The organism is Nonomuraea rosea (genome assembly GCF_039539705.1).
In the GTDB taxonomy this organism is placed as follows: domain Bacteria; phylum Actinomycetota; class Actinomycetes; order Streptosporangiales; family Streptosporangiaceae; genus Nonomuraea; species Nonomuraea rosea.
Map to the genome: position 1 here is coordinate 70,307 of NZ_BAABDQ010000051.1, position 23,976 is coordinate 94,282.

Sequence of the window (23,976 nt, forward strand, 5' to 3'; positions counted from 1 at the left end):
AACGACAAGCTTAGACTAAGTGATCAGGACGCGGGTGCGGTCCGCGGGAGGGGCGCGGGGGCCTGAGAGCGGCATGGAGATCCTGGGCCGTCGACTCTGGCGCTGGTCACGTCGTTCTCGGCGGCTTGCCACACGTCACCGGCCCGATAGGTGTGTCAAAGGGCTGGCAGGGCAGTACCGGGGCCGGGCTTGTCCCTTATGGTCTGCTTGGCTTTCGCGGAAGGTGGCGATCGGCGTGGGCTCGGGTTTCCGGCTCGAATAGCTGATCACTGAGGAGCTCGCCTCACTGCGCGCGTCTGCCAGAGTGAGCGGTGCAGACCCGGCAGCTCTCACCCGGGTGCCCCTGCCGGTAGAACCCCGCAGGGTGGCGCCACAACGGCGCTCTTCAGGGTGATCGGCGGGGACACCTGCCCGCCGTGCGCGCGTCCGTTCGCCGCCTGTGGCCGAGTGGATGGCGGTGATTGACGCCTTCCTGGCCCGATATACCCGAGATATACCCCAGATGGATATCGTCCGCCGCCATGAAGCGGATCTTTGCCCTCGTAGTGGCCGTGATGCTGATGGCCGGGGCGTGCGCGCAGGAGGATCCACCGAAGAAGGTGGAAACGGATCATGTGGTCGGCAAGGTGACGCGTACCGCCGTCAGCGGTCACGGGCCTGCCCCTGGGCTGCTCAACGCGGACTGGCAGGTGACGGTCGAGGGGGAGCGTGCGAACTTCGAGGTGGAGGGTGGCAGCCTCGTGCTGTTCACCGGAGACGGGGTGCAGGGGTTCGACGCCACCACCGGGCAGAGCGTGTGGCACTACCGGGAACCTGGGCGGAAGGTCCATTGGTCGAGGCTGACAGCGGGTGTGGCGCTGCTCAGTACGGAAGGCGAGGAGGAGAGGCTCGTCGCGCTGGATTCGGCAACGGGACGCCTGCTCTGGGAGAAGAAGGTCGAGCCCTTCACCGACTTCTTCGTTCATGGAAGTGTCCTGGTCCGCGAGAGTCATTCCCCCGCCACCCCCGTACTTGCCGGGATCGACTTGCGCACCGGCGAGGAGTTGTGGGATGGGGATCCGGACGTCGGCAAGGACTGCGACTCGATCGCGCCCTTCCCGGACGCGACCGACGGCAGCGTCATCGTGCTGGAGGAAAGGTGTGGGGGGAGCTTCGTCACGAGTGGCTTTCTCGGCCTCGACCCCGCCAGCGGCGATGTGCTCTGGAGCCATGACAACGGTTTGATCGGTCATCCCGATGTCATCTCGGTGGCGCGAGGCGCCGCGGTGATCTCTGCGTCGAATTCCGGGAGGACGACAATCTTCAGCCGCGACAAGGCACAACAGACGCTCGAATGCCGCAACTGCGAACCGGTCATCGCAGGAGAACACATTGCCTGGCTCACCGGGAGTGGGACGGAGCAGACGCGAATGGCCGTCGTCAACGTTCACACCGGCACCGCGAATGTCGTGGCATTGCCGATACCGCAGTCGAACCTCATCTCTGACGGGCGCCGGCTGTACGGCACCGGGCCGACTCCGGCGGGCAGCCAAGGCGGCGAACCGGCGCACTGGGTGACGGTCGTCGATCCGGCGGCGGGATCAGCCAGGGCGCTGCCCATTCACGCCAATCCAGGTTACGGACACATCCGCTGGGAAGGTGCCGCGGACGGACGATTGATCGTGGCCATCCGCCCATCACAAAAGGCGTCTGAAGAGACATCCGGGTACAGGCTGATCGCCTACAGCTCGACCCCAGGGGCCGAGCCACTGGAGTTCAGCGGTGTGGACCCCCGGAGCTGGCCCGACTGCGCGAAACTGGTGGCTGCCGTGCCGGGCAAGCGCCTACGGCGGCCCGACAGCCGGCGCGATTGGGGCGAAGTGGTGATCGGCTCCACCAGGGTCGCCAGGTCCTCCTGCTACGCGGACAACATCGAGGGCATCGGCGAGGTCTCCGTCGTCATCAGGTGGGTCACCAAGCGCCCGGAGGACGCTGACGCCGTGCTCGACGGAACCCCAGGCCAGGCGCCGGACGCCGATGAGCGTGACGGGTCACTGGTCAGGGTCGGCGGCGTCATCGCGCAGGTGGACGGCCCTCCCGAAGCTGTCCAGGCGGTGGTCAAGCAACTTCGGTCAACGGTCCCGTCCTAGGCGGTGACCACGCGACCTCGCTGGCGGGCGCTCCCCTCCCTCGAACCCAAATGGTTTCCATTGCGGGTCCTCCGCCGCTTCCTGACGCCCGCCTCCGCGTGCGAGGTCCGGTCACAGGCTGTCGTGCTCGGTCAATTCCCCGCGGCAGGGCGAGCCGGCGGGGCGGCGCAGAAGGTCATCGGGCAGGTGTGGGCCTCCACACTGAGGTGATCATCGTCGCGCACCCCGGAAGTGTTTCACCCGGCTATCTTCTTGCACCGACCTATGAAACTGCGTTCCCCTGGATGCCTCCTGCGGATAGCGACGTTTCATAGGTCCCTCGTTATCTTGAGCCGCTGATCGTTGCGGGGCCTCTGACCTGGGCGGCCTCGTTGGAGACGGTGTCCGCAACGAGGCCTCAGGCGGTCTGAGAAGCGCCGGTCAGCAGGGGCCGATCGTTGCCGAAGAGCGGCTCGCGGGAGCCGGTGCGGGAGCGGACTTGTCCGGCTCGCGTGCATCGGTCAGTCGCAGGCGGCCGAGCGCTTCGGCGAGTTGTCGGCGGAGCCCGGAGTTCTCCCCGGCGAGCTGATGGTTGCGGCTGTTGGCAGCTTCGAGGCGGCGTTGCAGGACGCCTCGCTGCTGCGTTGACGCGCCGGCACGGATGGCTCTGTGGCGAGCCGGGCTGTGGTGCCGAGCCGGTCGATCTCGGCGCGGATGTCGGGCTGGGTGTAGAGCCAGGAGCGGGAGACCGAAGCCTGCTGGGCGACGGTCTGGAAGGTGACCGGGGCGCCGGTGCGGTCGAGCTCGCGCAGCGCCTGGCTGGCCTTGGAGCGGGTGAGTTCGTGCCGCTGTCTGGCCGAAAGCGAGGTCGAAATGAGCCGGTTGCGGGGTGCCGACGCCTGAGACCGGACCTTCGGTCGAATTCACGCGCGGTCGACACGGCAACGTCCATCTCGTATGGCTCGTATGGGCGGTGATGCTGGTTGCGGTGCGTGCGGCGACGGCCCGAAGTCCAGCGCGCGCCGGGACCGGCCCCAAGCCCGCCGCCGTCGACTTCCTGCATGCGGGGCACGGTCGACCATCCAAGATCAGATGGCGCTCACAGCTGGTTCTTTATGGGCTCCGGCGTGTCCGGGATGGGCTGAGCGAGGTAGGCCGTCACTTCGGCAGGGGTCAGAAGGCGGGCCTCGCGAAGCAGGTCGAGTGACTCCCGCCAGCAAGACCATGCCTCCTCAGGCTGTCCCAGGTCGTGCAGGGTATGGCCGAGCCACCAGTTGGACACGGCGATGTAGAGCGTGAAGCCCGCCGCACGCTGGAGCTCAATGGCGTGGCAGTATTCGCCTGCGGCCTCGACGAGCATGCCGTTGGCCCGGTAGGCGTCGCCCAGGGTGTCGTGGGCGACGCCGAGGCTCCCGATGTCGTCCAGTTTCTCCGTCATAGCCACGACGTGCAGTGCTTCCTCCACGGCTTCCTCGCATCTGCCCTGACGGTAGTAGACGTGCACCCGGTTGTTGCGGACGTAGGCCTCGTGGTCCGCGCGGCCGGTACGCGCGGTGATGGCGAGGGCACGCTCCAGCGCGGTCAGGGCGTCGTCGTGGCGGCCCATCATGGCGTAGACGATTCCGAGGTCATTGCACATCCCCGCCTTCCGGTCCGGCAGCCCGGCCCGATCCCAGCAGGTCAACCCTTCCTCCAAGTTGTCCAGAGACTCCTGAAAGCGTCCGAGTTGATGCTGGACAGAGGCGAGCCCCTGGTGCAGGAGCGCCTTGCCGCCCCAGTCCTCCAGCTCGGCGGCGCTTCGCAGAGCCTTCTCGCTGACCTCGATGAGCTCGGAGAACCAGCCTCGCCGGTCGAACAGCCACTGGGTCACGTTCGCAAGCAAGGCCGCTTTCTGGTCGGTGGCGTCACCGATCGCCTGGCGGACCGCAGCCAGCAGATTGTCCCTTTCGCGCTCGACCCACGCGTTCGCGGCCTCCACGGTGGTGAGCTCCTCCCCGGGCTGCTCGGTGAAGAAGTGGCCGAAGTCCACGGCGCCGGCATCCATCAGGCTGTCGGCCTGCTTCGCCGTGACCAGGTAGTGGTGCAGCGCGCGGCGGACCGCGCTCGCCCACTCCTGCTCGCCCGCTCCCTGTTCCCGGGCGTAGAGCCGGACCAGGTCATGGAACTGGTAGCGGTCCGGGCCCGCGGGTTCGAGGAGCCGGGCGTCCAGGAGGCGTTCCAGGGCGGCCTCGGCGCGGTGTTCCGGCCAGTCGGCCAGGGCGGCGGAGGCGGCGGGGGTGTGCGTGGGCAGCTCCAGCGCACCGAGCAGGGCCAGCAGGTGGGCGGCGTCGCGGCCGCCCAACTCCTCGCGTAGGTGCTCGTGGCTGACCGCGATGCCGGCGCGTACGGCCAGGTCGGCGTACTCCAGCAGATCCAGCCGCCGGGTGGCGTCGGCGAGCCGTACCGCCAGGTCGGAGATCGTCAGGCCGGGGCGGGCCGCCAGCCGGGCGCCCGCGATCCGCAGGGCGAGCGGGATGCCGCCGCAGAGCCGGACGATCTCCGCTGCCGCCTCCGGTTCGGCGCGCACCTGATCGGCGCCGACGACGCGGCTGAGCAGCTCACCTGCGTCGGCGTCGCCGAGCGCGCCCAGGTGCAGGTGGTGGGCGTTGTCCAGGACCGCGAGCGGAGTGCGGCTGGTGATGAGGACGCGGCAGCCCGTCCCGCCGGGGATGAGCGGGCGGACCTGACGGACGTCGCGGGCGTTGTCGAGGATCACCAGCAGGTTGCCCGTCGCGGTGAGCGAGCGGTAGCGGGCGGCGGCCTCGTCGGGGTCGGCGGGTACGGCGGTGCCGTCCAGGCCCAGCGAGCGCAGCAGGTGGCGGAGCGCTTCGATAGAGGTCAGCGGGGCGAGCCCGGGGGTGGCGCCGTGCAGGTTGACGTAGACGACGCCGTCGGTGAAGTGGCCGGTGAGGGTGTGCGCGACGTGTACGGCGAGTGCTGACTTGCCGACCCCGCCCGGACCGTCGATCACCGTGATCGTGACAGCGCCGTCCGCGAGGAGGGCAGCGCGCAACCGCGTGACCTCGGCGGCCCGGGCGGTGAACGCCTGCGTGCCGGCGGGCAGCTCGGCGGGCACGACCGACGTGACCTTCTGCGCCGGTACGCCGAGGTCGAGCACCGGGTCGTGGACGAGGATGGCCTGGTGCAGGCGGCGCAGCTGGTTGCTGGGTTCGATGCCCAGCTCGTCCACCAGGACCCGGCGGGTGCTCTGGTAGACGGCCAGCGCCTCAGACGATCGCGCGGCGCGGTACAGGGCGAGCATGAGCTGGGCGGCGGGCCGCTCGCGCAGCGGGTGCACCTTGACGTGCGCGGCGAGGTCGGCGGCCACGGCGTGGCGGTCGCCGGCGGCCAGCCGGGTGAACAGGTGCGCGTCGACTCGATCGCGCTCAAGGGTGAGCCGGTAGGCGCCGGGCACGGTCTCGATGACGTCCTCACCGCCGAGCGTCTCCCGGAGCTTGGAGATCACGATGTGGAGCTGTTTGGCCGCGGTCGCCGCCGAACTGTCGGCCCACACCTCGTCGATGATGCGCGCGGCGCCTACGGCCTGCCCCGCGTCCAGGGCGAGCCTGGCCAGGACCCCGATCCGGCGCCGCCCGGCCAGCTTGACCACGCGGTCACCCGCCGTGATCTCCTACGGACCGAGGAATTTGATCTCCAGACCCATGCGGAGCGCTCCCCATCCTCACCGGATCTAGCGGCGTAGCGATGCTCTCGCGCGTCAGCGCCGGCAGGACCGCCCGGTCGGCCACGACCAGGCGCGCGCGGAGCGGGCCGCCGGCCTCCAGGTCCTCGCGGACCTCCAGCGCGGCAATGCCGTGCGCGGGCAGGGCCGCGCACCCATCGATCAGGTCGCGCCGCAGGGCGGCGTGTTCGGCGGTGGCGACCCCGGGCGACGCGCGCGGCGTACTCGCCGGAGATGCTGGTCATGGGCGCGGCCAGCGCATCGACCGGGATGCCGTCGATGCGGCCAGGCCGCCGTGGACGTCGCGCAGGCGGCGGCAGGCCAGTCCAGCGCGGTGGCCATCGCTTCCACGACGGCGCTGACCGTCGGCCTCGGCCGACATCGACGTCCCGACCATGGTCTTCACCATGGATAGCAACAGATCCGGGTCGCCGGTCTCGATCTGCTTCGCCAGCCACGCGGGCGTCACACCCTCGTCTGCGGCCATCGTCTGGTTCCCTTCGAACTTGATCTTGCTACTCGAAGGATCACTCGATGGCCGTCCTCATTTCACGACGCCACGCCTGTGACCAGGCCAACCTCGTGCACCACGTCTGTGGACGCAACCCACGGGGCGAATCAGTCACGAAGAAGTTCACCAAAGCATTGAACCCGGTCGGCGGCTACCTCGTTTCGAAGATCAGCCCAACGCAGACAGCAAGCACGCGTCGACTCAGCGGGAGACTTCTAGTGACACTGCGTCTGAACCACTCTGCTCTCGTTGATCTTCCGGCTGCGGATCGGATCCGGTTCCAGCGTTTCGGCATCGGTCCTGCAGCCACCCCGCCCTACGACCGCATCCACCACGCCTTCGAGGCTCACGCCGGGGCCAGGCCGGACGCGACCGCCGTCACCCATCTCGGCGACAGCATGAGATACGGGGACCTCGATCTCCAGGCGGACCGCCTGGCGGCCTCGCTCGTGGCGCGCGGCGTACGTCCCGGCGACCGCGTCGGCCTGTTCATGACGCGGTCGGCGCCGATGGTGGTGGGCATCCTCGCGATCTTGAAGGCCGGCGCCGCCTACGTGCCGCAGGACGTCCGGATCACCCCGGCCGCCCACCTGCGCCACATCATGGACACGGCCTCTATCAGGGTGATCCTGACCTCCTCCGAGCTGGCGGGCAGGATCCCCGCCCGCGACCGTCACGAGATCATCGCCGTGGACGTGTTCCTCCGCCGGAGCGGGCACCCCGTGCGGACCTCCGGCGGCTCGGGCGAACGGCTCGCGCCCGCCCCCGGCGGCCCGGGCGACACGGCGGTGGTCATCTTCACCTCCGGGACGACCGGCCGGCCGAACGGTGTCAACGTCACCCACGCCAACCTGTGCAACATCCTGCTCAACGAGCCGGGCTCCCTGGGGATCACCCCGGGAACCAGGGTGGCCCAGATTCTCAACATCGCCTTCGACATGGCGGTATGGGAGATCCTGGGAGCCCTGTCGCACGGCGCCACGCTCGTCATTCGCGGCGACGACATCGAGCAGACCGTACGCGAGGCCGACGTTGTCATCGCCACCCCGGGCATCCTGGGCTCCCTCGACGCCTCCCGATGCCGCAACGTCAAGGTGGTCGCGGTCGCGGGCGAGCGCTGCCCCCAGCCGCTGGCGGACACGTGGTCCCGCTTCAGCGCCTTCCACAACGGGTGCGGGCCGACCGAGGTCACCATCGTCAACACGATCCAGCGCTACGACCCGCGCCGCCCGGCCCTGACCATCGGCAGGCCGCTGCCCAACACCACCGTCTACATCCTCGACCAGGACGGCAGGCCGTGCCCGATCGGCGAGATCGGCGAGATGTGGGCGGGCGGCGCCTGTGTCACCGCGGGCTACCTCGGCAACGACGTGCTGACCGCGCAGCGGTTCCGTCCTGACCCCTTTCGCGGTGGCTCCCACCTGATGTTCCGTACCCGCGACCTGGGCCGCTGGACACCGGACGGCGAGCTGGAGCACCACGGCCGGACCGATGACCAGGTGAAGGTCAGGGGCTTCCGGGTCGAGCTGGACGCGGTCACCGGCGCGCTGGAGCGCGCCCCGGGCTGCGCGCGGGCCACCACGCTCCTGCGCGAGGGCGAGCTGGTCGGCTTCGTCAGTCCGGCGAGCGTGGACGTCGAGGTGGCGAGGAAAACCGTCGAGCAGCGGCTGCCGTACTATTGCGTGCCCTCGCGGGTCGTGGCCGTGGACGAGCTGCCCATGACCGAGCGCGGCAAGGTCGACAAAACAGCCCTGATCAGCCCACTGATCGATGTGGTCGCATGACGGTCGTGCGCTCGCCGGCGACCGCCCTTGAGCTGCCCCCGCCACGCCCGGCGATCAGGAGACTCGGCAGCACCCGGCGGTTCATGCACCACAATCGCCTCGTCGTCCTCGTGCTGGGGGTCAACGCCGGATTCCTCGCACACGCGATCACCGCCGGCTGGTGGGCCGACCCGCACTCCCTGTCGGCCATGGTGGTCGCCAACGTCACCCTCGCCGCGCTGGTCCGCCAGCAGTACGTCATCAACCTGTTCTTCCGCCTGGCCACGAGTGTCTCCGCCCGCCGCCCGCTGGCGGTCCGCCGCGTCCTGGGCAAGGTCTACCACTTCGGCGGCCTGCACGTTGGCGGGGCGGTCGCCGCCACCACCTGGTTCGCCCTGCTCGCCGGGGTGATGACCGTGCGGCCCGCCGGGCTGCTCGCGCTCACATACGCGATCCTGGTTCTGCTGGTCGCGATGGTGATCTTCGCGCTGCCTCCGCTGCGGACGCGGTTCCACAACGTGTTCGAGGTCGTGCACCGGCTCGGCGGCTGGACGGTGCTCGTCCTGTTCTGGGCGCATTCGCTGCTGTCTGCCGCCCCGCAGGCGGCGATCTGGGCGCTCGCGGCCGTCACGCTCAGCATCGCGCTGCCGTGGCTGCGCCTGCGGCGCGTACCGGTCCGGATCTCCAGGCCATCGTCGCACGTGGCGCTGCTGGAATTCGACTACGGCGTCACTCCGTTCGCGGGCTCGTCGACCGCCGTGAGCCGCAACCCGCTCGTCGAGTGGCACTCCTTCGCCAACGTGCCCACCCCCGGCAGGAACGGCTTCCGGCTCACCGTCTCGCGGGCCGGCGACTGGACGGGGTCGCTGATCGACGACGCCCCCTCGCACCTGTGGGTGAAGGGCATCCCGACGGCGGGCGTCGGCAACATCGACAAGCTGTTCACGCGCGTCGTCTGGGTGGCCACCGGCAGCGGCATCGGCCCGTGCCTGCCGCATCTGCTCGCGCGCGACACCCCGTCGCGGCTGGTGTGGTCGACCCGGCACCCGCGGAAGACGTACGGCGGCGAACTGGTGGCGGAGATCCTCGCCGCCCAGCCGGACGCGATCGTCTGGGACACCGACGCCGACGGCAAACCCGACCTGCTGGCTCTGGCTTACCGGGCGTATGCGGAGTTCGGCGCTGAGGCGGTCATCTGCATCTCCAACAAGAAGACCACCTGGCACATCGTCGAGCAGCTCGAGATGAGAGGCATCCCCGCGTACGGGGCGATCTGGGATTCCTGACCTGACAGCACGCGATCTCTGGAGGACGATCCATGGCCTTCTCAACGCTCACCGTCGATGACGACGACGGCTTCGTGACCGTCGGCATCGACCGGCCCGGCGTGCTCAACGCCCTGTCCCGGCAGACCCTGAGCGAGCTGAGACAGCTCCTCACCAGCGTCGTCGGCGTGCGCGGGATGATCCTTACCGGTTCGGGCGAACGCGCCTTCGTCGCCGGCGCCGACATCCGGGAGATGTCGGCGATGACGCCGGACGAAGGAGAAGAATTCGGCAGGCTGGGACAGGAGGTCACCCAGTTGATCGAGGCGGCGCCCTTCCCGGTGATCGCCTGCGTGCACGGGTACGCACTCGGCGGCGGCTGCGAGCTGGCCATGGCCTGCGACTACATCTACGCCACGGCGGAGGCCGTGTTCGGCCAGCCAGAGGTACGGCTCGGGCTGATCCCCGCCTTCGGAGGCTGCGTACGGCTGCAGCGTTATGTCGGGCCCGGCCGGGCCCGAGAGATGATCTACACTGGCCGCACCATCGACGCCGCACACGCCCTGCGCATCGGCCTGGTCAACCAGGCATTCGCGACCAGGACGGAGATGCTGGCGGCGGCGGCGGAGTCGTTACGGCTGGTCGCGGCGAACTCGCCGGTCGCCGTCGCGCTCAGCAAGGCGGCCGTCAACGATGCGCGCGGCCGGGCGATCGACGCCGCGCTCGACATCGAGGCACACGCCTTCCGCCGTACGTTCACCGGACAGGACATGCGCGAGGGCACGCAAGCCTTCCTGAACAAGCGAAAGCCCGCATTCCCGGGAAAGTGACCCCCTTCTCACATGGGTGTGGACATGACCGATGCGCATGCGGCACTCCTGCGAGCGCTGTACGACGAGCACGCGCCCGCCTTGTGGCGATTCGTTGTACGCTTGACCGGCGACAATCAGTTCGCCCACGATGTCGTCCAGGAGACGCTGCTCCGGGCGTGGAAGAGCCCTGAGGTCTTCCACAAGGGTGAGACGGCCTCCCGCGCCTGGCTCTACACCGTGGCCAGAAACGTGGTGATCGACCACAGCCGCAGCGCTCAGGTCCGCAGGGAGGTCGGCACCGACCAGCTCCCCGAACCGTCCAGCGCCGACCGGGTCGACGCCACACTCGACGCCTGGCTGGTCACCGACGCCCTCGCGCAACTGTCGGAGAACCACAGGACCGTCGTCGTGCGCGCCTACTACGGCGGCGAATCCGTCGCCGAACTCGCCGAAGAGCTCGACCTGCCGCCTGGCACGGTGAAGTCGAGACTGCACTACGCGCTCAGGGCCCTGCGACTCGCGCTGCAGGAAAAGGGGGTTACCACGTCTTGATGTCCTCCATGGATCCGTACGCGGACTGGGACGCCGCCTACGTCTTCGGGGCCCTGTCACCCCGCGAACGACACACGTACGAGGAACATCTGGGTGGTTGCGGCGCCTGCGCGCAGGCGGTCGCCGCCCTGGCCGGCATGCCCGGGATCCTCTCGGCCGTCCCGGCCGAGCGCGCCCTGGGCCTGCTGCGCGCCGATCCGCCGCCCGCCGAGGTACCGGCGAGTCTCTTGTCCGAGCTGGTCGACGCCAGCCGGCGGGCGCGGCGGCGGGGACGGATCCGTATCGCCGCGCTCGCCGTCGCGGCGGCGGTGGCCGGAATGATGGTGTCGCCGTTCCTGCCCGACAGGCAGGAGGCGGCCCTGCCGATGGTGCAGACGACGCCCAGCCCGGTCACCGCCGAGGTGCGCGTCATCCAGGAACCGTGGGGCACGCGGGTGGAGCTGACCTGCCGCTACGCCATGGCCGGCGCCAAGGCTCCGTCCAAGACGTTCGAGTACGCCCTGTACGTCACCGACGCGCTGGGCAACAGCACCAGGCTGGCCACCTGGATGGCGTCGCCCGACAGTACAACCATGCCCGTGGGCACGACGGGGCTGACCACGAAGCAGATCAGGAGCATCGATGTCCGGCTGGCCCAGAACGGGCGCATCTTGCTCGACAGGCGCCTGTAGTGCTCAAGCCCGAGGCGGACGCGGCCTGGCCGGTACGCGACCCCGCGGCAGGAGCGGTCGTCGCCAGTTCGCCTGCGAGCATTGATCCCCACGTCGCGAGCGACCGCGACCACGCGCGGCCAGATCAAGCGTCCGGACTCCACGTCGTAAAAGTGGGCGACGATCACACGGCCTTCGGGCAGGGCGTCCCGAGACGAGCGGAGCCGCAGCAGCGACAGGGTGGGGCCTGCTGATCGTCGGTGGAGGTACGGCCGAGCCAGGCCACCAAGAGAGGAATCCCGGTGGCCTGGACGGCTGCGACGCCATCGGCGTCATCTCACGGAAGGTTCACGGCTTCTGCCGCTCGGCCAGGCAACGCAGGACCTCCCAGATGACGGCGAGCTGGCGCTCCTCGATCTCGTCACCCTCAGCCCCGCCAATGGTGACGATCTCGACACGCACACCCAGCCGACGATTCCCCGGTCGGTCAGACCCTGAAGGGTACGCCGCCGAAGGCGATTCGGGAGGCTCTGAGCAGGCCCTTTGTAGCCTTTCAGCCACCCTCTGACCTCCTTCGGCCTCGTCTCGACGCGGTGTCGGCGACGATGCGTGCGCGCGCGAGGTCGCAGAAGGGCTCGCTGATCTCGATTCCGATGAACGGTCTGCCCAACTGCTGCGCGGCAAGAGCGGTAGTTGCCGCTCCGGCGAACGGATCACAGACGGTGCCGCCCGGGCGACAGCCGGCGGCGATGGCCCGCAGTGGAATGTCGATGGGGAATGCCGCGAAGTGCGCCGCCCTGAGCGGGCGAGTGGAGATCGACCACACATCTCCCGGGTTCTGCCACGGGCATGTGCGGCGGTGTGCCGTTGTCCCGTGGGCAGCATGGAAGTGCCGTAGCGCTTGCCGCAGAAGGCGTCGCGGTACTTGCTGTCCGGTGCGCCGGCGGATTGGTCAGCCTCTCGGGGTGCCGGAGGGGGATCCCCGGCGTTCGGCACCCGGACAGCGTCCAGGTCGAACCAGTACCGGCGTTGCTTCACCAGTATGAAGACCATCTCGTAGCGGGTTGAGACGCGATCCAGGACGGACTGTGGCATCGCGTTCGGCTTGTGCCAGACGATGGCATTCCGCAGGATCCAGTCGTCCTCCTGAAGGGCGAAGGCGACTCGCCACGGCATGCCGAGCAGGTTCTTGGGCGGCACCACCAGTCGTGAGCGGGGACGAATGGACAGCCAGGCGGCCAGGACGGCCCCGGAGGACAGGCCGCTGACGATGACCGGGCGCTGGATGGCCTCGGTGATGAAGCGGACCAGGTCGTTGCCGAAGTTGTCGAGCGTGTAGCGGCCGGGGGTGCGGCTGGAGCGGCCCTGGCCGCGCAGGTCGACGGCGTGGCACTGGAAGTGATCCTGCAGCAGGTACATGGCCTGTTCGTAGCCCCACCAGGATTCCGACTGGCCTGGGACCAGCAGCAGGGCGGGTTTGTCGTCCGCGCCGGCGACAGCGTGGTTGAGGTGGATCTCGCCGGTGTCGAAGGTCTGCTCGGGAAAGCCGTGCGGGACGTAGGTGCGTGCGGGGTGATCGGGGCCGTACTGGTGGCGGGTCATGTGGCCTCTTCGAGGATGGACTGCAGGCTGTGCGAGAGCCGGGCCGGCGCGTCGGTGGCGTCCAGGGCGCGCCAGGCGACGAAACGGTCAGGGCGGATCAGGACCGCGCCGGCCGGGCCGTGGCCGCGATGGCGGGTCCAGGTGGAGCGGGGGTCGAGCAGGTCGCCGTCCAGGTGGCCGACGCGTACGACGTCCAGCGGCCGGCAGCCGGCCAGTTTGGCGGCGGCGTCACACCACTCCTGGCCTTCCTCGCCCGCGATGAGCAGGAACCTGCCCGGCCGGACGAGGTCATGCGTGGACAGGCGTCGTCCGTGGTCATCTTCCAGCCAGGCGTGCGGGAGCGGGTGGCCGGGGCGGGCGCAAGGCTGGTAGAGGCGGATGGGGTCAGGGTTGTCGGGTTCGGGGGTGCCGTCGGCAAGGACAGCGGCGGAGAAGGCGGAGGAGGCGGAGGAGTAGGTGTAGCCGTACTCGATGTTGTGCTCGTTGAACTCCATGGACTGGCTGGCGATGGCACGACGGACGGCGCGGGCATGCTCGGCGTCCTCGGGCAGGCCGCTCCACAGGCGGCGCAACTGCCGCCAGTTCGTCGCTGGATCGGCGTTGGGTGCGATCCCAACAGCTTGGGTGGCGACGATGTGGTTGAGGGCGTTCTCGACCGAGCGTTGCACGTTGCGGGCGGTGACGGGCTTGCGTTCGGGCTCGTAGCTGTCCAGGAGTCGCTCGTGGGCATGGCCGTGCAGGACGGCGGCGAGTTTCCAGCACAGGTTGGCGGCGTCCTGGATGGCGGAGTTGAGGCCGAGGCCGCCGGTGGGCGGGTGGCGGTGGGCGGCGTCGCCGAGCAGGAAAACGCGGCCGTCGCGGAAGCGGTCGGCTACGACGCCCTCGATGGACCAGCGGGTGATCAGGTGCACCGTGAGCGGGTGGTCGGGCAGGCCGAGGGCGATGCGCAGATCGGCGATGACCTTCTCGTCGTCGAGGCTGCGTGGGTCGTCGGCGGCGTAGTTGAGGTGGACGACCCATTCTTCGCTGTCGGGGCCCCAGTGGTCGGGGCCCATGGGGACCATGGTGGCGCCGCCGCCGGTGTGCGGGAGGGTGAGCCAGCGGATGAGCACCTCGGGGTCGCGGGCGTAGGCCGACAGGTCGGCCGACAGGTGGACGGTGGCGATGCGGGCCAGGTCGCGAGCGCCTTCCATGACGATGCCGAGTCGCCGGCCGATGGTGCGGCCGCCGTCGCAGGCCAGCAGGTAGCGGGCGCGCACCTCATAGGTCTGGCCGCTGTCGCGGTCCAGGACGGTGGCGGTGACGCCGTCGGCGTCGGCGGTGAAGGCGGTCAGCTCATGGCCGAAGCGGATGCGGCCGGGGGCCAGTTGTTCGGCGCGGGCTTTGAGAAGGGGTTCCAGCCGGATCTGCGGCAGATTCGTCTGGCGCTGCGGGCTGGCGGCGGCCCAGTCGTCCGACAGGCCGCCGCAGCCCCAGGATTCGACCAGGCCGAAGCGGCGACCGTAGTCGCCGGTGGGGCCGGTCAGGCCGGCGTACCAGCCGGAGTAGCGCATCTGCTCGGGCGGGGTGCCGCGCTCATAGATGGTCTCGGCGAGGCCGAGGCCGGCGAGGATCTCCATGGTGCGCTGGTTGAGCACGTGCGCCTTGGGCAGCACGGACGTGGTCGGCAGAGCGCTGATGAGCAGGTGGTCGACGCCGAGCTGGGACAGCAGCATGGAGGCCGTCAGGCCGGCGCCGCCGCCCCCCACGATGAGCACGTCATGCACGGAATCTCTCCTTGAACAGTTCGCGAGCGTTGCCGTGGTTGACGGCGTCGTCGTCTGCCCAGGTGTTGAAGTAGGCGACGGCGAGTTCGGGGGCGAAGGGCCAGTCGCTGCCGTACAGGACGTGGCCGGGCCTGGCGAAGGCCAGCAGCGAGGGCAGCGCGGCGGGGCTGGAGGACAGGGCGGTGTCGAAGTAGAAGCCGGACAGGTCGTCCAGGATCTGGTTCAGGTCGCGGCCGGTGTCGTTGAAGACGCTGATGGCCAGGCGGTGGGCGGCGTACGGGACGAAGCCGCCGGCGTGGGCGAGGATGAACCGGAGGTTCGGGAAGCGGCGCGGCACGTCGTGCTTGACCAGGGTGTAGGCAGCGCGGGTGGTGTCGAGCAGGAAGTCGGCGGCGAACGGCGGGATGCCCTCGATCACCGGTCCGGGAAGCTGGGCGGGGTGGACGAAGATGACTGCGGCTCGCTCGTCGAGGGCGGCCATGAGCGGGTCGAAGGCCGGGTCGCCCAGATAGGTCCCGTCGCTGTTGGCCAGCAGCGTAACCCCGTCGGCTGACAGCTCGTCCAGCGCGTGGGCCGCCTCGGCGATCGCCGCCGTGACGTCGGGCAGGGTGAGGGTGGCGAAGAAGCCGAAGCGGCCGGGGTGGTCGGCGGCGAGCTGGGCGGCGTACTCGTTGGCCTGCCGGGCCACGTCCGCGGCGTCGCTTCCGTCGCCCAGGTAGGCGCCGGGCGTGGTCAGCGACAGGATCGCGGTGGCGATGCCCTGGCGGTCCATCAGCTCCAGCGCCTGGGCCGGGCTCCACGACGGCAGTGGTCGGCCGCCGGGCGCGTCGACGCCGCGCGAGCGCAGCCAGCGGGCATAGGGCTCGGGGACCAGGTGCTGGTGGACATCGATGCGGCCGGTCATGTCGCTTCTCCCAGGTAGCTGGCGCCGTAGACGCGATCAACGGTGATCTCGAGAATGACGCGGTTCATGGCGGCAAGGTCGGCTTCGGCGAGCGGCTCGACCTGTCGGCCACCGATGCGGGACCAGACGGCGGCGGTGTGGGGGCCGATGCCGGTCGTGCGGATGCGGGCGGGGCCTTCGAGGGTGACCGATGGGTACGGCGGCGCGCCGCCCATCACGCACAGCGAGGCCCGGCCGGTGCGGAGCACGTCCCTGGTCTTGGCCCGGCCCGGCTCAGTGGAGATGAGCAGGCGAGCGCCATCCAGGACGAAATAGACCACCGAATGGCGCGGCGTGCCGTCGGGCCTGGTGGTGGCCAGCACGCCGGCGGGCTGACGGTCGAGAAGATCGCGGACGGGTTGGTCGATCATGAGGTCACCGTCCGATGGGCGATGTTGTGCCGGTCGAGGGTGGCGGCCAGGTCCGGGTCCGTGCCGATCAGGACGACCGGACGGCCGTCCTCCAGCACGACCTCGGCAGGCTGGTCAGGTGCGAGCCCGGCCAGAAGGCGGCGAACGGAGTCGGCGACCAGTTCGGGCTTGAAGACCTTGCCGACCGAGGTCGTCGGCAGCGACTCCACGACGTGGACGGCTTTGGGGGCGGCGGCCGGCTCGGTGGCGTGCTCTCGCGCCCAGTCCAGAAGTTCGGCTTCGATGATCGTGCCCTTGACTGGGCCAATGTCTGGGCCAATGTCTGGGCCGGTGTCTGGGCCGGTGTCTGGGCCGGTGACGGTGACGTAGGCGACCGGCACCTCGCCGGAGTGCGCGTCCGGACGGCCCACCACGGCTGCGCCCGACACGTGCGGGTGGGCCAGCAAGGATTCCTCGATGGGGCGCGGGTCGAGGTTGTGGCCACCGCGGATGATGAGGTCCTTGGCGCGGCCGGTGAGGAAGACGTAGCCGTCTTCGTCCACGTGACCGAGGTCGCCGGTGAGCAGCCAGCCGTCGAAGATCTTGCCTCTCGGGTCGGGGCCCCCGGGGCCGAGGTAGCCGGGGAAGACAGCCGGGCCGCTGATGGCCAGCACCCCGCTCTGTCCGGGCGGGCAGTCACCGGTCGGCCGGTCATCGCCGTCCACGCTGACGGCCTTGATGGCCTGGTACGGCAGCCGCAGCCCGACCGATCCCGCCCGGGGCGCGAAGGCCGGAGTGGCGGCGCTGGCGCAGGTCGCCTCGCTCAGCCCGTACCCCTCCAGCATCGGCACCTTCACCCGCTGCTCGAAGTCGGCGCGGACCCGGCCGGGCAGCGGCGCGGCGCCGACCGCGCCGGCGCGCAGGCTGGAGATGTCCACCCCGTCCGGCAGCGGCGGCAGGCTCGCGTACACGGTCGGCACAGCCGAGAACGCGGTGACCCGGTAGCGCTCGATGATCTGCCAGAAGTCGGCCATGAGAGCCTTATCGCGGTAGCCGAACGGGCCTAGGCTGACCACGCTAGCGCCGTGCATGAACGGTGCCAGTCCGGTCACGTGCACCGCGTTGACGTGGAACAGCGGCAGCCCGGCCAGCGCCACCCCGTCGCCGCCGGCGTAGGCGCCGGAGCAGCCGAGCGCCCAAGCCATGTAGACCTCCATCGCGTGGGTGTGCGGGGCGATCTTGGGGGTGCCGGTGGTGCCGCCGGTGTGGAAGTAGGCGACCAGATCCCCTGGCTCCGGCCGGTGGGAGGTGATCAGGTGGTCGCCGGGCTGTTCGGCGGCCAGTCGCTCGAAGTCGCCGCTACGCACTCTCCTCGGAGCATGGGCGGCGTTGAGGGAGGAGTTGCCGCCTACGACCAGCAGCGCCCGCAGTCCCGGCAGTCCTTCGGCGACGCGTAGCGCCTTCTCCCACAGCCCGGGCAGCATCGCCGGCCCGGCCACCACCAGGATCTCGGCCCGGGTGAGGGTGAAGATGTCGATGATGTGGTGGTCGGCCAGCATCGGGTTGACGGGGTTGGCCACGCCGACGGCCTGGGCGCCGAGCAGGGCGGCGTAGGTGTGCCCGGTGTTGGGCAACAGCAGGCCCACCGTCCCGCCGGGCGTCAGCCCCAGGGAGAGGTAGAGATTCGCGGCTTGGTGCACGCGTCGCAGCAGCTCGCCGTAGCTCCACGTGATCTCCGCGCCCTCGCCCAGCAGGTGCAGCGCGGCTGCGTCCGGGCCGGCGGCGGCGGTATGGGCCAGCAGGTGGTAGGTGGAGGCGGGCAGGTTCCGCTCAGCCAGCGGCACTGCCTCCACCAGAGGCAGGTCCTCGGGAACCAGCACCAGCGGCCGGTCGCCGTCGGTGTGGTGGCTCATGAGCTGTGCGCTCCCGCCATCAGCGCGGCCAGGTCTTCGGGCTCGATGAACGATGGCGGCACCGGTGGTCCCCAGCTGTAGAGGATGCGCATGTCCTGGAACACCTCGGGCTTCCAGATCGCCTCATCCACGACGCAGTCCAGGTCGGAGTAATACTCGGAGAAGTTGCCTGCCGGGTCCTTGAGGTACCAGAAGAAGTTCGAGCCGATGTGATGCCGGCCCAGGCCCCACACGTGCCGTTCGGGGTGACCTTCCAGCATGTGGTGGGCGCCGCGGCCGATCTCGTCGACGTCCTCGACCTCCCACGAGGTGTGGTGCAGGTACGGCACCGGAGCGGGCTGCACCAGCACGTTGTGGTGGTCGGCCGAGCAGCGCAAGAAGGCGGCGATGCCGGGTACCTCGTCGCTGACCTTGAAGCCGATATTGTCGACGAAGAACCGCTGGCTGGCCTCCTGATCGGTGGAGCCGAGCACCACGTGACCGAGCTTGCGCGGGCGTACCGGCTGCTCGCGCAGCACGCCCGGCGCCCGGGCGTCGATCCGCTCGGCCCGGCCGGGCCCGTTGTAGACGGGGGCGGGCTCGGCGGGCCGGCTGATGCGGTCAGCGATCGACACCTGGACGCGCACCCGGGTGCCGGGATCGGTGACCCGGCCCTCGGCGTCCAGGGCCAGCTCCAGCCGGGCCAGGCTCGCGCCGATGCGGGCCACGTCGTCGGGGTCGTCCACACCGATACCAAGCTCGACCAGGCGGCGAGTGGGCGTGTGCACGAGCCGCAGTTGCTCGCCGCCGTCGGCGGTGGCGAAGCTGTTCTCGCCGGTTTTCGTAAGACCGAAGTCGGCGTAATAGGCGGCGGTCTCGGCGACGTCGGGCACGCCGATGGTGATGCGGGTCAGGCGGTGCAGTGCCATGATCAGGCTCCCGTGAAGGTGGTGCGGAGGGTGCCGATGCCCTCGATCGTGGTGTGCAGGTGCTCGCCCGGGACCAGGAAGCGGGGCGGGGTGCGGGTGCCACCGATGCCGCCCGGGGTGCCGGTGAAGATGACATCGCCGGGCAGGAGCGGGGTCACGGCCGACAGCTTCTCGATCAGCTCGGGCACACCGAAGATCATCTGGCTGGTGCGGGCGTGCTGCATGCGCTCGCCGTCCAGGTGGCAGGAGATCTCCAGGTCGTCGGGGCTGGTGAACTCGTCCGGAGTGACCAGCCACGGCCCCATCGCCCCGAAGCCCGGGAAGGACTTGCCGAGCGAGAACTGGTGTGGCTGTGGTGGTGACAGTTGCGTGATGCGCTCGGACAGGTCCTGCCCGACCGTCAGGCCGGCCACGTACTGCCAGGCGTCGGCGGCGGGCACGCGGTGGGCGCGACGGCCGATCGCCACGACCAGCTCCGCCTCCCAGTCGGTCAGCCCGCCCTGTGGCAGCGTGACTACGGCGTCCTGACCGGTCAGGCAGGAGACGAACTTCGTGAACACCGGCGGTCGGGTGCCTGGCTCGATCTGCGATTCCTCGGCGTGGTCGCGGTAGTTCACTCCGATCGCGAACACCTGACGCGGTGCCGGGGCGGGTGCCTGCAGCTCCGCCTCCTCGAACGGCATCGGCTCGGCGTCCGTGCGCCAGGACCGCAGCTCGTCCCAGCGCTCGAACAGCGCCTGTGGATCGGCGGGAAGGCGGCCATGACTGGCCTTCCCGATATCGATCGCGCCGTCGTCGATCAACAGCACGGCTCGGCCGGCGAGGTTGGCGACACGCATGGGCTTCCTTCGTCAGCGGGTTGTTACGCCGATTTAACGAAAGCCCTGCCGCCTCCCGCTTGTGCCGCACGCCCACATTTTCACCGGAATTTGGGCTAAGAGCGGCTTCGATCGGGCTCAGCGCGGAATACGAGCGATCTCCAGAGCCAGCCGCAGCTCCAGCAGGTCCTCCGGCAGCGGCCGGCCGAGCAGTTCCTCGGCCCGCTTGACCCGGTAGCCCACCGTGTTGCGCGAGACGTGCAGCAACTCACCGGCCCGCTGCGGGCTGCGGCCTGAAGCCAGATACACGCGCAACGTCTCGCGCAGCTCCGCCCGCCGCGCGTCGCCGCCGGCCAGCCCGCCCAGCGTCTCCTCGGCGAACCAGCGCGCCCGCTCCCCACCCGCCGCCAGCAGCGACCGCACCCGGACGTCGGCGTGCCGGCACAACCGCGTCTCCGCCAAGAAGGCCTGGGCCTCCCTGGCGCCCAGGTGGCTACGCCGGAACCCGGCCACCCCATACATGACGGGGCCGGTCGCCAACCGCAATCCCGTCGGCACTTCGACGTCCGCGCTGGGAGCAGCACCCGAGAGCCGTCCTGTCCACGCCCACACATCTGAAGGACCCGCCTGCACCGTCAGCACGCCGTGGCCGTCCATCGCCCGCGCCGCTTCCGCCGCGAAGCGCCGCAGCACCTCGGCCGGGGTGTCGAGCTCGTCGGCGACGACCACGAACGCCAGGTGATGGCGGCCCAGCTCGTAGCCCAGCGTGCGCTCGGCCGCCTCCTGGTCGATGCGTCGCCCCGCCACGATGTCGTCCACGATGCGGTGCCGGGCCGCCTCGGTGCTGGCCTGCCAGCGGTTCCGCTCGGCGATGTATTCCTCGGCCATCCGGCTGGCGTGCGTGTCGGCGTAGGAGAACAACAACTCGCTGACCCGATGGCTTTCCGCCAGCCGCACCGGCTCGGGCTCGGCATCGATGGCGTCCATCAGCCGCTGGTGCAGGCACGCGTGCCCGATCCGCACCCCGCGCAGCACGAGGTCCAGCGGCACCCCCCGGTGTACCAGGTCCGTGTTGCCCTCCACCGCCTCCACCGGCACCATCTCCGGCGAGGGACGGGCGTCCAGGTACAGCCCGGCCAGGGCCGCCAGCACGCTCGACTCCACCGAACGCCGCAGCGTTTCGAACGGCGTGCGCCCGCCGCCGTAGGCCGGCACCTGCCGGATGACCTCCTGCGTCATCCACACGGCCGTCTGCACCGCCCACTCCGCCGGCCCGTGTCCCAGCGTCTGACGGGCGAAGGCCAAGGTGGCGGCGGAAGCCGCGGGCGGATGCCCGCCGTCCTGCGCCCGCAGGCCCAAGAGCCACTGGCATGGCATGTCACTCACGCGGCCAGTCCTAGCACAGGATCAACCCGGTGCTTAGCACAACAGGTTGGAGGATGGAAAGCGAGCTTACAGCTGGATGACGTGGATCAAGCACACCGCCTAGCCGCAGTTCCCGTCTTCTCACGCCGTCGCCCGAGGAGGTGACCTACGCCGAAGAGGCGTACCGGCAGTACCGGCGGCCTGGAGCGTGGCCGGTCTCGGTGTACGCCGATCACTTGGACCGGCTGCGGCTGAACAGTATCTCGCTCTGGTGGTAAGGGACGATGGGTCCTTCGTGCCGTGGCTGATCCAGGCGGGCGGGCTGTTCTCGGTCACGTAGCGTGCCGGGTCGGCCTTTTGGACCGCTGCGGGGTTGGTCGTGACGGCCACGCCTCTACTCGGTGTCGACGAGGAGCCGTTAAAACTCCGCTGAGAATTGCCGGTCACCTCTGCTGTCCAAGAGCGCCCCGCCTTCAGTGCGCCTCGTTCACCATTGATCTTCGGCGATGCCGGCTTCGGCCCATGTCTTGACGTAGCCGTGCCCTTCACGCGTCCGGCACAGGGGAGGAACCAGCACAAGGGGGATGGCATGACGACGCAACCGGACGACACCCAGCAGGCCGAGGCCGGCACCGAGCAGGTACACGATCTGCGGTCGGCGCTGGAGCGGCTGCGCCGCCATCCCGGCCAGCTCATCGAGACCGACCACCCGGTGGATCCGATCGCGGAGTTGGCCGGGGTGTACAAGCGGATCGGTGCGGGCGGCACGGTGGCGCGCCCCACCCAGATCGGCCCGGCCATGATCTTCAACGGCGTGACGGGCTTTCCCGGGTGGCGGGTACTGGTCGGGCTGATGGCCAGCCGCAAGCGCGTTGGACTGCTGCTCGACGCCCCGCCCGAGCGGCTGACCCACCGGATGACCGACGCCTACCGCAACGCGATCGCCCCAGTAGACGTGGGCCCCGACAAGACGCAGTGTCAGCAGGTCGTGCACCGCGCCGACGAGGACGGATTCGACCTGCGTAAGCTGCTGCCCGCGCCGACCAACACTCCAGACGACGCCGGACCGTACTTCTGCCTGGGATTGGTGCTGTCCAGCGACCCGACCGGTGAGAAGGGCACCGACGTCACCATCCACCGCCTGTGCGTGCAGTCCAAGGACACCCTGTCGATCTTCTTCGCCCCCGGCCGGCACATCGACGCCTTCCGCAAGAAGGCCGAGGCGCAGGGCAAGCCGCTCGCCGTCTCCGTCAACATGGGCCTGGACCCGGCGGTCTACATCGGCGCCGAGTTCGAAGCCCCCACCACCCCGTACGGCTACGATGAGCTGGCCGTGGCCGGCGGCCTGCGCGGCCGGCCGGTCGAGCTGACCCGGTGCCTGACCGTGGACCAGCGCTGCATCGCCAACGCCGAGGTCGTGATCGAGGGCGAGATCTTGCCCGACGTACGCGTTGCGGAGGATCAGAACACCCACACCGGCCATGCCATGCCGGAGTTCCCCGGCTACAACGGCCCCGCCAACCCGGCGCTACCGGTGCTCAAGGTCACCGCGATCACCACCCGGCGCGACCCGATCCTGCAGACCCTGGTCGGCCCTGGCGAGGAACACGTGAGCCTGGCCGGGCTACCCACCGAGGCGAGCATCTACAACGCCTGCGACAAAGCGTTCCCCGGCTTCGTCAGCGAGGTCTACGCTCACAGCTCCGGCGGGGGCAAGTTCCTGGCCGTGATGAAGGTCAACAAGAGCAGCGACTTCGACGATGGCCGCGCTCGGCTGGCCGCCATGGTCGCCTTCGGCACCTACACCGAACTGAAGAACGTGATCCTGGTCGACGACGACGTCGACATCTTCGACACCAACGACGTGCTCTGGGCGATGCAGACGCGCATGCAGGGCAACCTGGACATCATCGCCGTCCCGGGGCTGGCCGGCCACGTTCTGGACCCCTCCCAGACTCCCGAATACGACCCGCGCCTGCCGGCCAAGGGCGTCACGTCCAAGACCATCTTCGACGCGACCGCGCCGTACGCGTTGCGGGAGAAGATGTTCATCCGCGCTCCGTTCCGCGACGTCGATCCGCGCCCCTGGGCGCCGCAGTTGTTCGGTCAGGACGGGCAGGTTGCGGACGGGGAAGCGCCGGCTCCCGGTGGTGACGCCCCGGTGTCCCGGCCGAAAGCCAACCATCAAGGTTGACGTCTCATCCATGTCCCTTCGCGAGCACGACGGGAGCAACACCAACACCATGTCCGAACAACGTCGCATGCTGCTGGCTGTGACCGGCGCGGGGCATGATCGTGCTACCTTGCGCGCTGGGCGCGGCGGGTCGGATCGCCCAGGGGGCGGCCAACACGCTCATTGAGCGGGCCGCCGACGTTTGTCTCAAGGAACGCCGCCCGCTGGTGCTGTGCATCCGCGAGACCCCGTTCAACCTCATCCACCTGCGGAACATGACGCAGGTCACCGAGGCGGGCGCGGTCGTCTACCCGATGATCCCCACCTACTACAACGTTCCGCAGAGCATCGAGCAGATGGACGAGGAGTTCGTCTCACGCCTGCTCGGCTTCGTCGGCCTGCATCAGAGCGACTACTACGAGTGGGCTGGTCCGAGCGGGACCGCCGCCCACCACGACCGGATCGCGGCCAACGGGGCAACATCGTGAGCGCGGACCGCACGAGTTAGGAGGCCGAATCAGGAGACCAGGCGGCGCCGATCTCGTCCGGCTCCTTCCTCACCGACGGCATGATCGTCGTCCCCTGCAGCATGAAGACCCTAGCCGGACCCAGCCGACCTGCCTGCAAGACGTCGTGGACCACCTGGTGGGACGCATCATGGACCAGTTCGGGCTGCCCGTCCCGCACGTCAAGCGCTGGACCGGTCTGACCTCCCCCGACGCGACGTCTCTCGAAGGCGCCTGACCAGCCGCCGAA

At 69.7% G+C, this 23,976-nt stretch carries 19 protein-coding genes; 8 read left to right on the top strand and 11 right to left on the bottom strand.

Translation table 11 applies throughout. The annotated features are described in order from the left end of the window. Positions 1–521 precede the first annotated feature (521 nt). Positions 522–2,129 carry an outer membrane protein assembly factor BamB family protein gene (locus ABEA43_RS59245; RefSeq protein WP_345576822.1) on the top strand — a complete coding sequence of 536 codons (1,608 nt, stop codon included), beginning with the start codon at positions 522–524 and terminating at the stop codon, positions 2,127–2,129. A gap of 500 nt (positions 2,130–2,629) precedes the next feature. Here the strand turns inward: ABEA43_RS59245 and ABEA43_RS59250 are convergent, their stop codons facing one another. The 3 genes from ABEA43_RS59250 to ABEA43_RS59260 all read right to left on the bottom strand — a co-directional run bounded on the left by ABEA43_RS59250 (position 2,630) and on the right by ABEA43_RS59260 (position 6,316). Next, on the bottom strand, positions 2,630–3,031 hold the full coding sequence (locus ABEA43_RS59250) for a DUF6262 family protein (protein ID WP_345576876.1): 402 nt from the start codon (positions 3,029–3,031) through the stop codon (positions 2,630–2,632). Between the two features lie 176 nt (positions 3,032–3,207). Then, positions 3,208–5,757, bottom strand: a complete 2,550-nt coding sequence (locus tag ABEA43_RS59255; protein ID WP_345576824.1) for an ATP-binding protein — start codon at positions 5,755–5,757, stop codon at positions 3,208–3,210. A 313-nt stretch (positions 5,758–6,070) separates the two neighbouring features. After that, positions 6,071–6,316, bottom strand: a complete 246-nt coding sequence (locus ABEA43_RS59260; protein WP_345576826.1) for a hypothetical protein — start codon at positions 6,314–6,316, stop codon at positions 6,071–6,073. A gap of 242 nt (positions 6,317–6,558) precedes the next feature. Here ABEA43_RS59260 and ABEA43_RS59265 point away from each other — a divergent pair, with 242 nt between their 5' ends. The 5 genes from ABEA43_RS59265 to ABEA43_RS59285 are packed head-to-tail and all read left to right on the top strand — an operon-like array spanning position 6,559 to position 11,403. After that, the gene (locus ABEA43_RS59265) at positions 6,559–8,124 is read left to right on the top strand and encodes an amino acid adenylation domain-containing protein (protein ID WP_345576828.1); all 1,566 of its coding nucleotides are present in this window, start codon (positions 6,559–6,561) and stop codon (positions 8,122–8,124) included. Further along, entirely contained in the window at positions 8,121–9,389 is a 1,269-nt protein-coding gene (locus ABEA43_RS59270; RefSeq protein ID WP_345576830.1) for a ferredoxin reductase domain-containing protein, read from the top strand. The genes ABEA43_RS59265 and ABEA43_RS59270 overlap by 4 nt, the downstream gene beginning before the upstream one ends. Before the next feature lie 32 nt (positions 9,390–9,421). After that, positions 9,422–10,198, top strand: a complete 777-nt coding sequence (locus ABEA43_RS59275) for an enoyl-CoA hydratase/isomerase family protein (protein ID WP_345576832.1) — start codon at positions 9,422–9,424, stop codon at positions 10,196–10,198. Between the two features lie 24 nt (positions 10,199–10,222). Continuing rightward, the gene (locus ABEA43_RS59280) at positions 10,223–10,732 is read left to right on the top strand and encodes a sigma-70 family RNA polymerase sigma factor (RefSeq protein WP_345576834.1); all 510 of its coding nucleotides are present in this window, start codon (positions 10,223–10,225) and stop codon (positions 10,730–10,732) included. Next, positions 10,732–11,403, top strand: coding sequence for a zf-HC2 domain-containing protein (locus tag ABEA43_RS59285; protein WP_345576836.1), 672 nt, complete (start codon positions 10,732–10,734; stop codon positions 11,401–11,403). Before ABEA43_RS59280 ends, ABEA43_RS59285 begins: the two co-directional genes overlap by 1 nt. A gap of 327 nt (positions 11,404–11,730) precedes the next feature. Here ABEA43_RS59285 and ABEA43_RS59290 read toward each other — a convergent pair whose 3' ends face one another. The 8 genes from ABEA43_RS59290 to ABEA43_RS59325 all read right to left on the bottom strand — a co-directional run bounded on the left by ABEA43_RS59290 (position 11,731) and on the right by ABEA43_RS59325 (position 21,059). Then, positions 11,731–12,984: an alpha/beta fold hydrolase gene (locus ABEA43_RS59290; protein ID WP_345576838.1), complete on the bottom strand. Its 1,254-nt coding sequence runs from the start codon at positions 12,982–12,984 to the stop codon at positions 11,731–11,733. Then, positions 12,981–14,750 (bottom strand): FAD-dependent monooxygenase, encoded by a 1,770-nt coding sequence (locus ABEA43_RS59295; protein ID WP_345576840.1) that lies wholly within the window; start codon positions 14,748–14,750, stop codon positions 12,981–12,983. The genes ABEA43_RS59290 and ABEA43_RS59295 overlap by 4 nt, the downstream gene beginning before the upstream one ends. After that, positions 14,743–15,654, bottom strand: a complete 912-nt coding sequence (locus tag ABEA43_RS59300) for an amidohydrolase family protein (RefSeq protein WP_345576842.1) — start codon at positions 15,652–15,654, stop codon at positions 14,743–14,745. Before ABEA43_RS59300 ends, ABEA43_RS59295 begins: the two co-directional genes overlap by 8 nt. Further along, on the bottom strand, positions 15,651–16,064 hold the full coding sequence (locus tag ABEA43_RS59305; RefSeq protein ID WP_345576844.1) for a TIGR03618 family F420-dependent PPOX class oxidoreductase: 414 nt from the start codon (positions 16,062–16,064) through the stop codon (positions 15,651–15,653). The genes ABEA43_RS59300 and ABEA43_RS59305 overlap by 4 nt, the downstream gene beginning before the upstream one ends. Next, positions 16,061–17,956: an acyl-CoA synthetase gene (locus ABEA43_RS59310; protein ID WP_345576846.1), complete on the bottom strand. Its 1,896-nt coding sequence runs from the start codon at positions 17,954–17,956 to the stop codon at positions 16,061–16,063. Before ABEA43_RS59310 ends, ABEA43_RS59305 begins: the two co-directional genes overlap by 4 nt. Then, positions 17,953–18,864: a VOC family protein gene (locus tag ABEA43_RS59315; protein WP_345576848.1), complete on the bottom strand. Its 912-nt coding sequence runs from the start codon at positions 18,862–18,864 to the stop codon at positions 17,953–17,955. Before ABEA43_RS59315 ends, ABEA43_RS59310 begins: the two co-directional genes overlap by 4 nt. Before the next feature lie 2 nt (positions 18,865–18,866). Further along, entirely contained in the window at positions 18,867–19,703 is an 837-nt protein-coding gene (locus tag ABEA43_RS59320) for a fumarylacetoacetate hydrolase family protein (protein ID WP_345576850.1), read from the bottom strand. Between the two features lie 117 nt (positions 19,704–19,820). After that, positions 19,821–21,059: a PucR family transcriptional regulator gene (locus ABEA43_RS59325; protein WP_345576878.1), complete on the bottom strand. Its 1,239-nt coding sequence runs from the start codon at positions 21,057–21,059 to the stop codon at positions 19,821–19,823. Positions 21,060–21,636: 577 nt separating this feature from the next. On the opposite strand from ABEA43_RS59325, the gene ABEA43_RS59330 reads away from it, so the two are divergent. Then, positions 21,637–23,241 (top strand): UbiD family decarboxylase, encoded by a 1,605-nt coding sequence (locus ABEA43_RS59330; RefSeq protein WP_345576852.1) that lies wholly within the window; start codon positions 21,637–21,639, stop codon positions 23,239–23,241. A gap of 95 nt (positions 23,242–23,336) precedes the next feature. After that, positions 23,337–23,708: a UbiX family flavin prenyltransferase gene (locus tag ABEA43_RS59335; RefSeq protein ID WP_345576854.1), complete on the top strand. Its 372-nt coding sequence runs from the start codon at positions 23,337–23,339 to the stop codon at positions 23,706–23,708. Positions 23,709–23,976 lie beyond the last annotated feature (268 nt).

Excerpts from the sequence above, each read along its gene's own strand:
- ABEA43_RS59315 (WP_345576848.1), bottom strand. The coding sequence starts at position 18,864 with ATGGCACTGCACCGCCTGACCCGCATCACCATCGGCGTGCCCGACGTC.
- ABEA43_RS59320 (WP_345576850.1), bottom strand. The coding sequence starts at position 19,703 with ATGCGTGTCGCCAACCTCGCCGGCCGAGCCGTGCTGTTGATCGACGAC.
- ABEA43_RS59290 (WP_345576838.1), bottom strand. The coding sequence starts at position 12,984 with ATGACCCGCCACCAGTACGGCCCCGATCACCCCGCACGCACCTACGTC.
- ABEA43_RS59285 (WP_345576836.1), top strand. The coding sequence starts at position 10,732 with ATGTCCTCCATGGATCCGTACGCGGACTGGGACGCCGCCTACGTCTTC.
- ABEA43_RS59260 (WP_345576826.1), bottom strand. The coding sequence starts at position 6,316 with ATGGCCGCAGACGAGGGTGTGACGCCCGCGTGGCTGGCGAAGCAGATC.
- ABEA43_RS59305 (WP_345576844.1), bottom strand. The coding sequence starts at position 16,064 with ATGATCGACCAACCCGTCCGCGATCTTCTCGACCGTCAGCCCGCCGGC.
- ABEA43_RS59280 (WP_345576834.1), top strand. The coding sequence starts at position 10,223 with ATGACCGATGCGCATGCGGCACTCCTGCGAGCGCTGTACGACGAGCAC.
- ABEA43_RS59325 (WP_345576878.1), bottom strand. The coding sequence starts at position 21,059 with ATGCCATGCCAGTGGCTCTTGGGCCTGCGGGCGCAGGACGGCGGGCAT.
- ABEA43_RS59310 (WP_345576846.1), bottom strand. The coding sequence starts at position 17,956 with ATGAGCCACCACACCGACGGCGACCGGCCGCTGGTGCTGGTTCCCGAG.
- ABEA43_RS59335 (WP_345576854.1), top strand. The coding sequence starts at position 23,337 with ATGATCGTGCTACCTTGCGCGCTGGGCGCGGCGGGTCGGATCGCCCAG.
- ABEA43_RS59275 (WP_345576832.1), top strand. The coding sequence starts at position 9,422 with ATGGCCTTCTCAACGCTCACCGTCGATGACGACGACGGCTTCGTGACC.
- ABEA43_RS59330 (WP_345576852.1), top strand. The coding sequence starts at position 21,637 with ATGACGACGCAACCGGACGACACCCAGCAGGCCGAGGCCGGCACCGAG.
- ABEA43_RS59270 (WP_345576830.1), top strand. The coding sequence starts at position 8,121 with ATGACGGTCGTGCGCTCGCCGGCGACCGCCCTTGAGCTGCCCCCGCCA.
- ABEA43_RS59300 (WP_345576842.1), bottom strand. The coding sequence starts at position 15,654 with ATGACCGGCCGCATCGATGTCCACCAGCACCTGGTCCCCGAGCCCTAT.
- ABEA43_RS59245 (WP_345576822.1), top strand. The coding sequence starts at position 522 with ATGAAGCGGATCTTTGCCCTCGTAGTGGCCGTGATGCTGATGGCCGGG.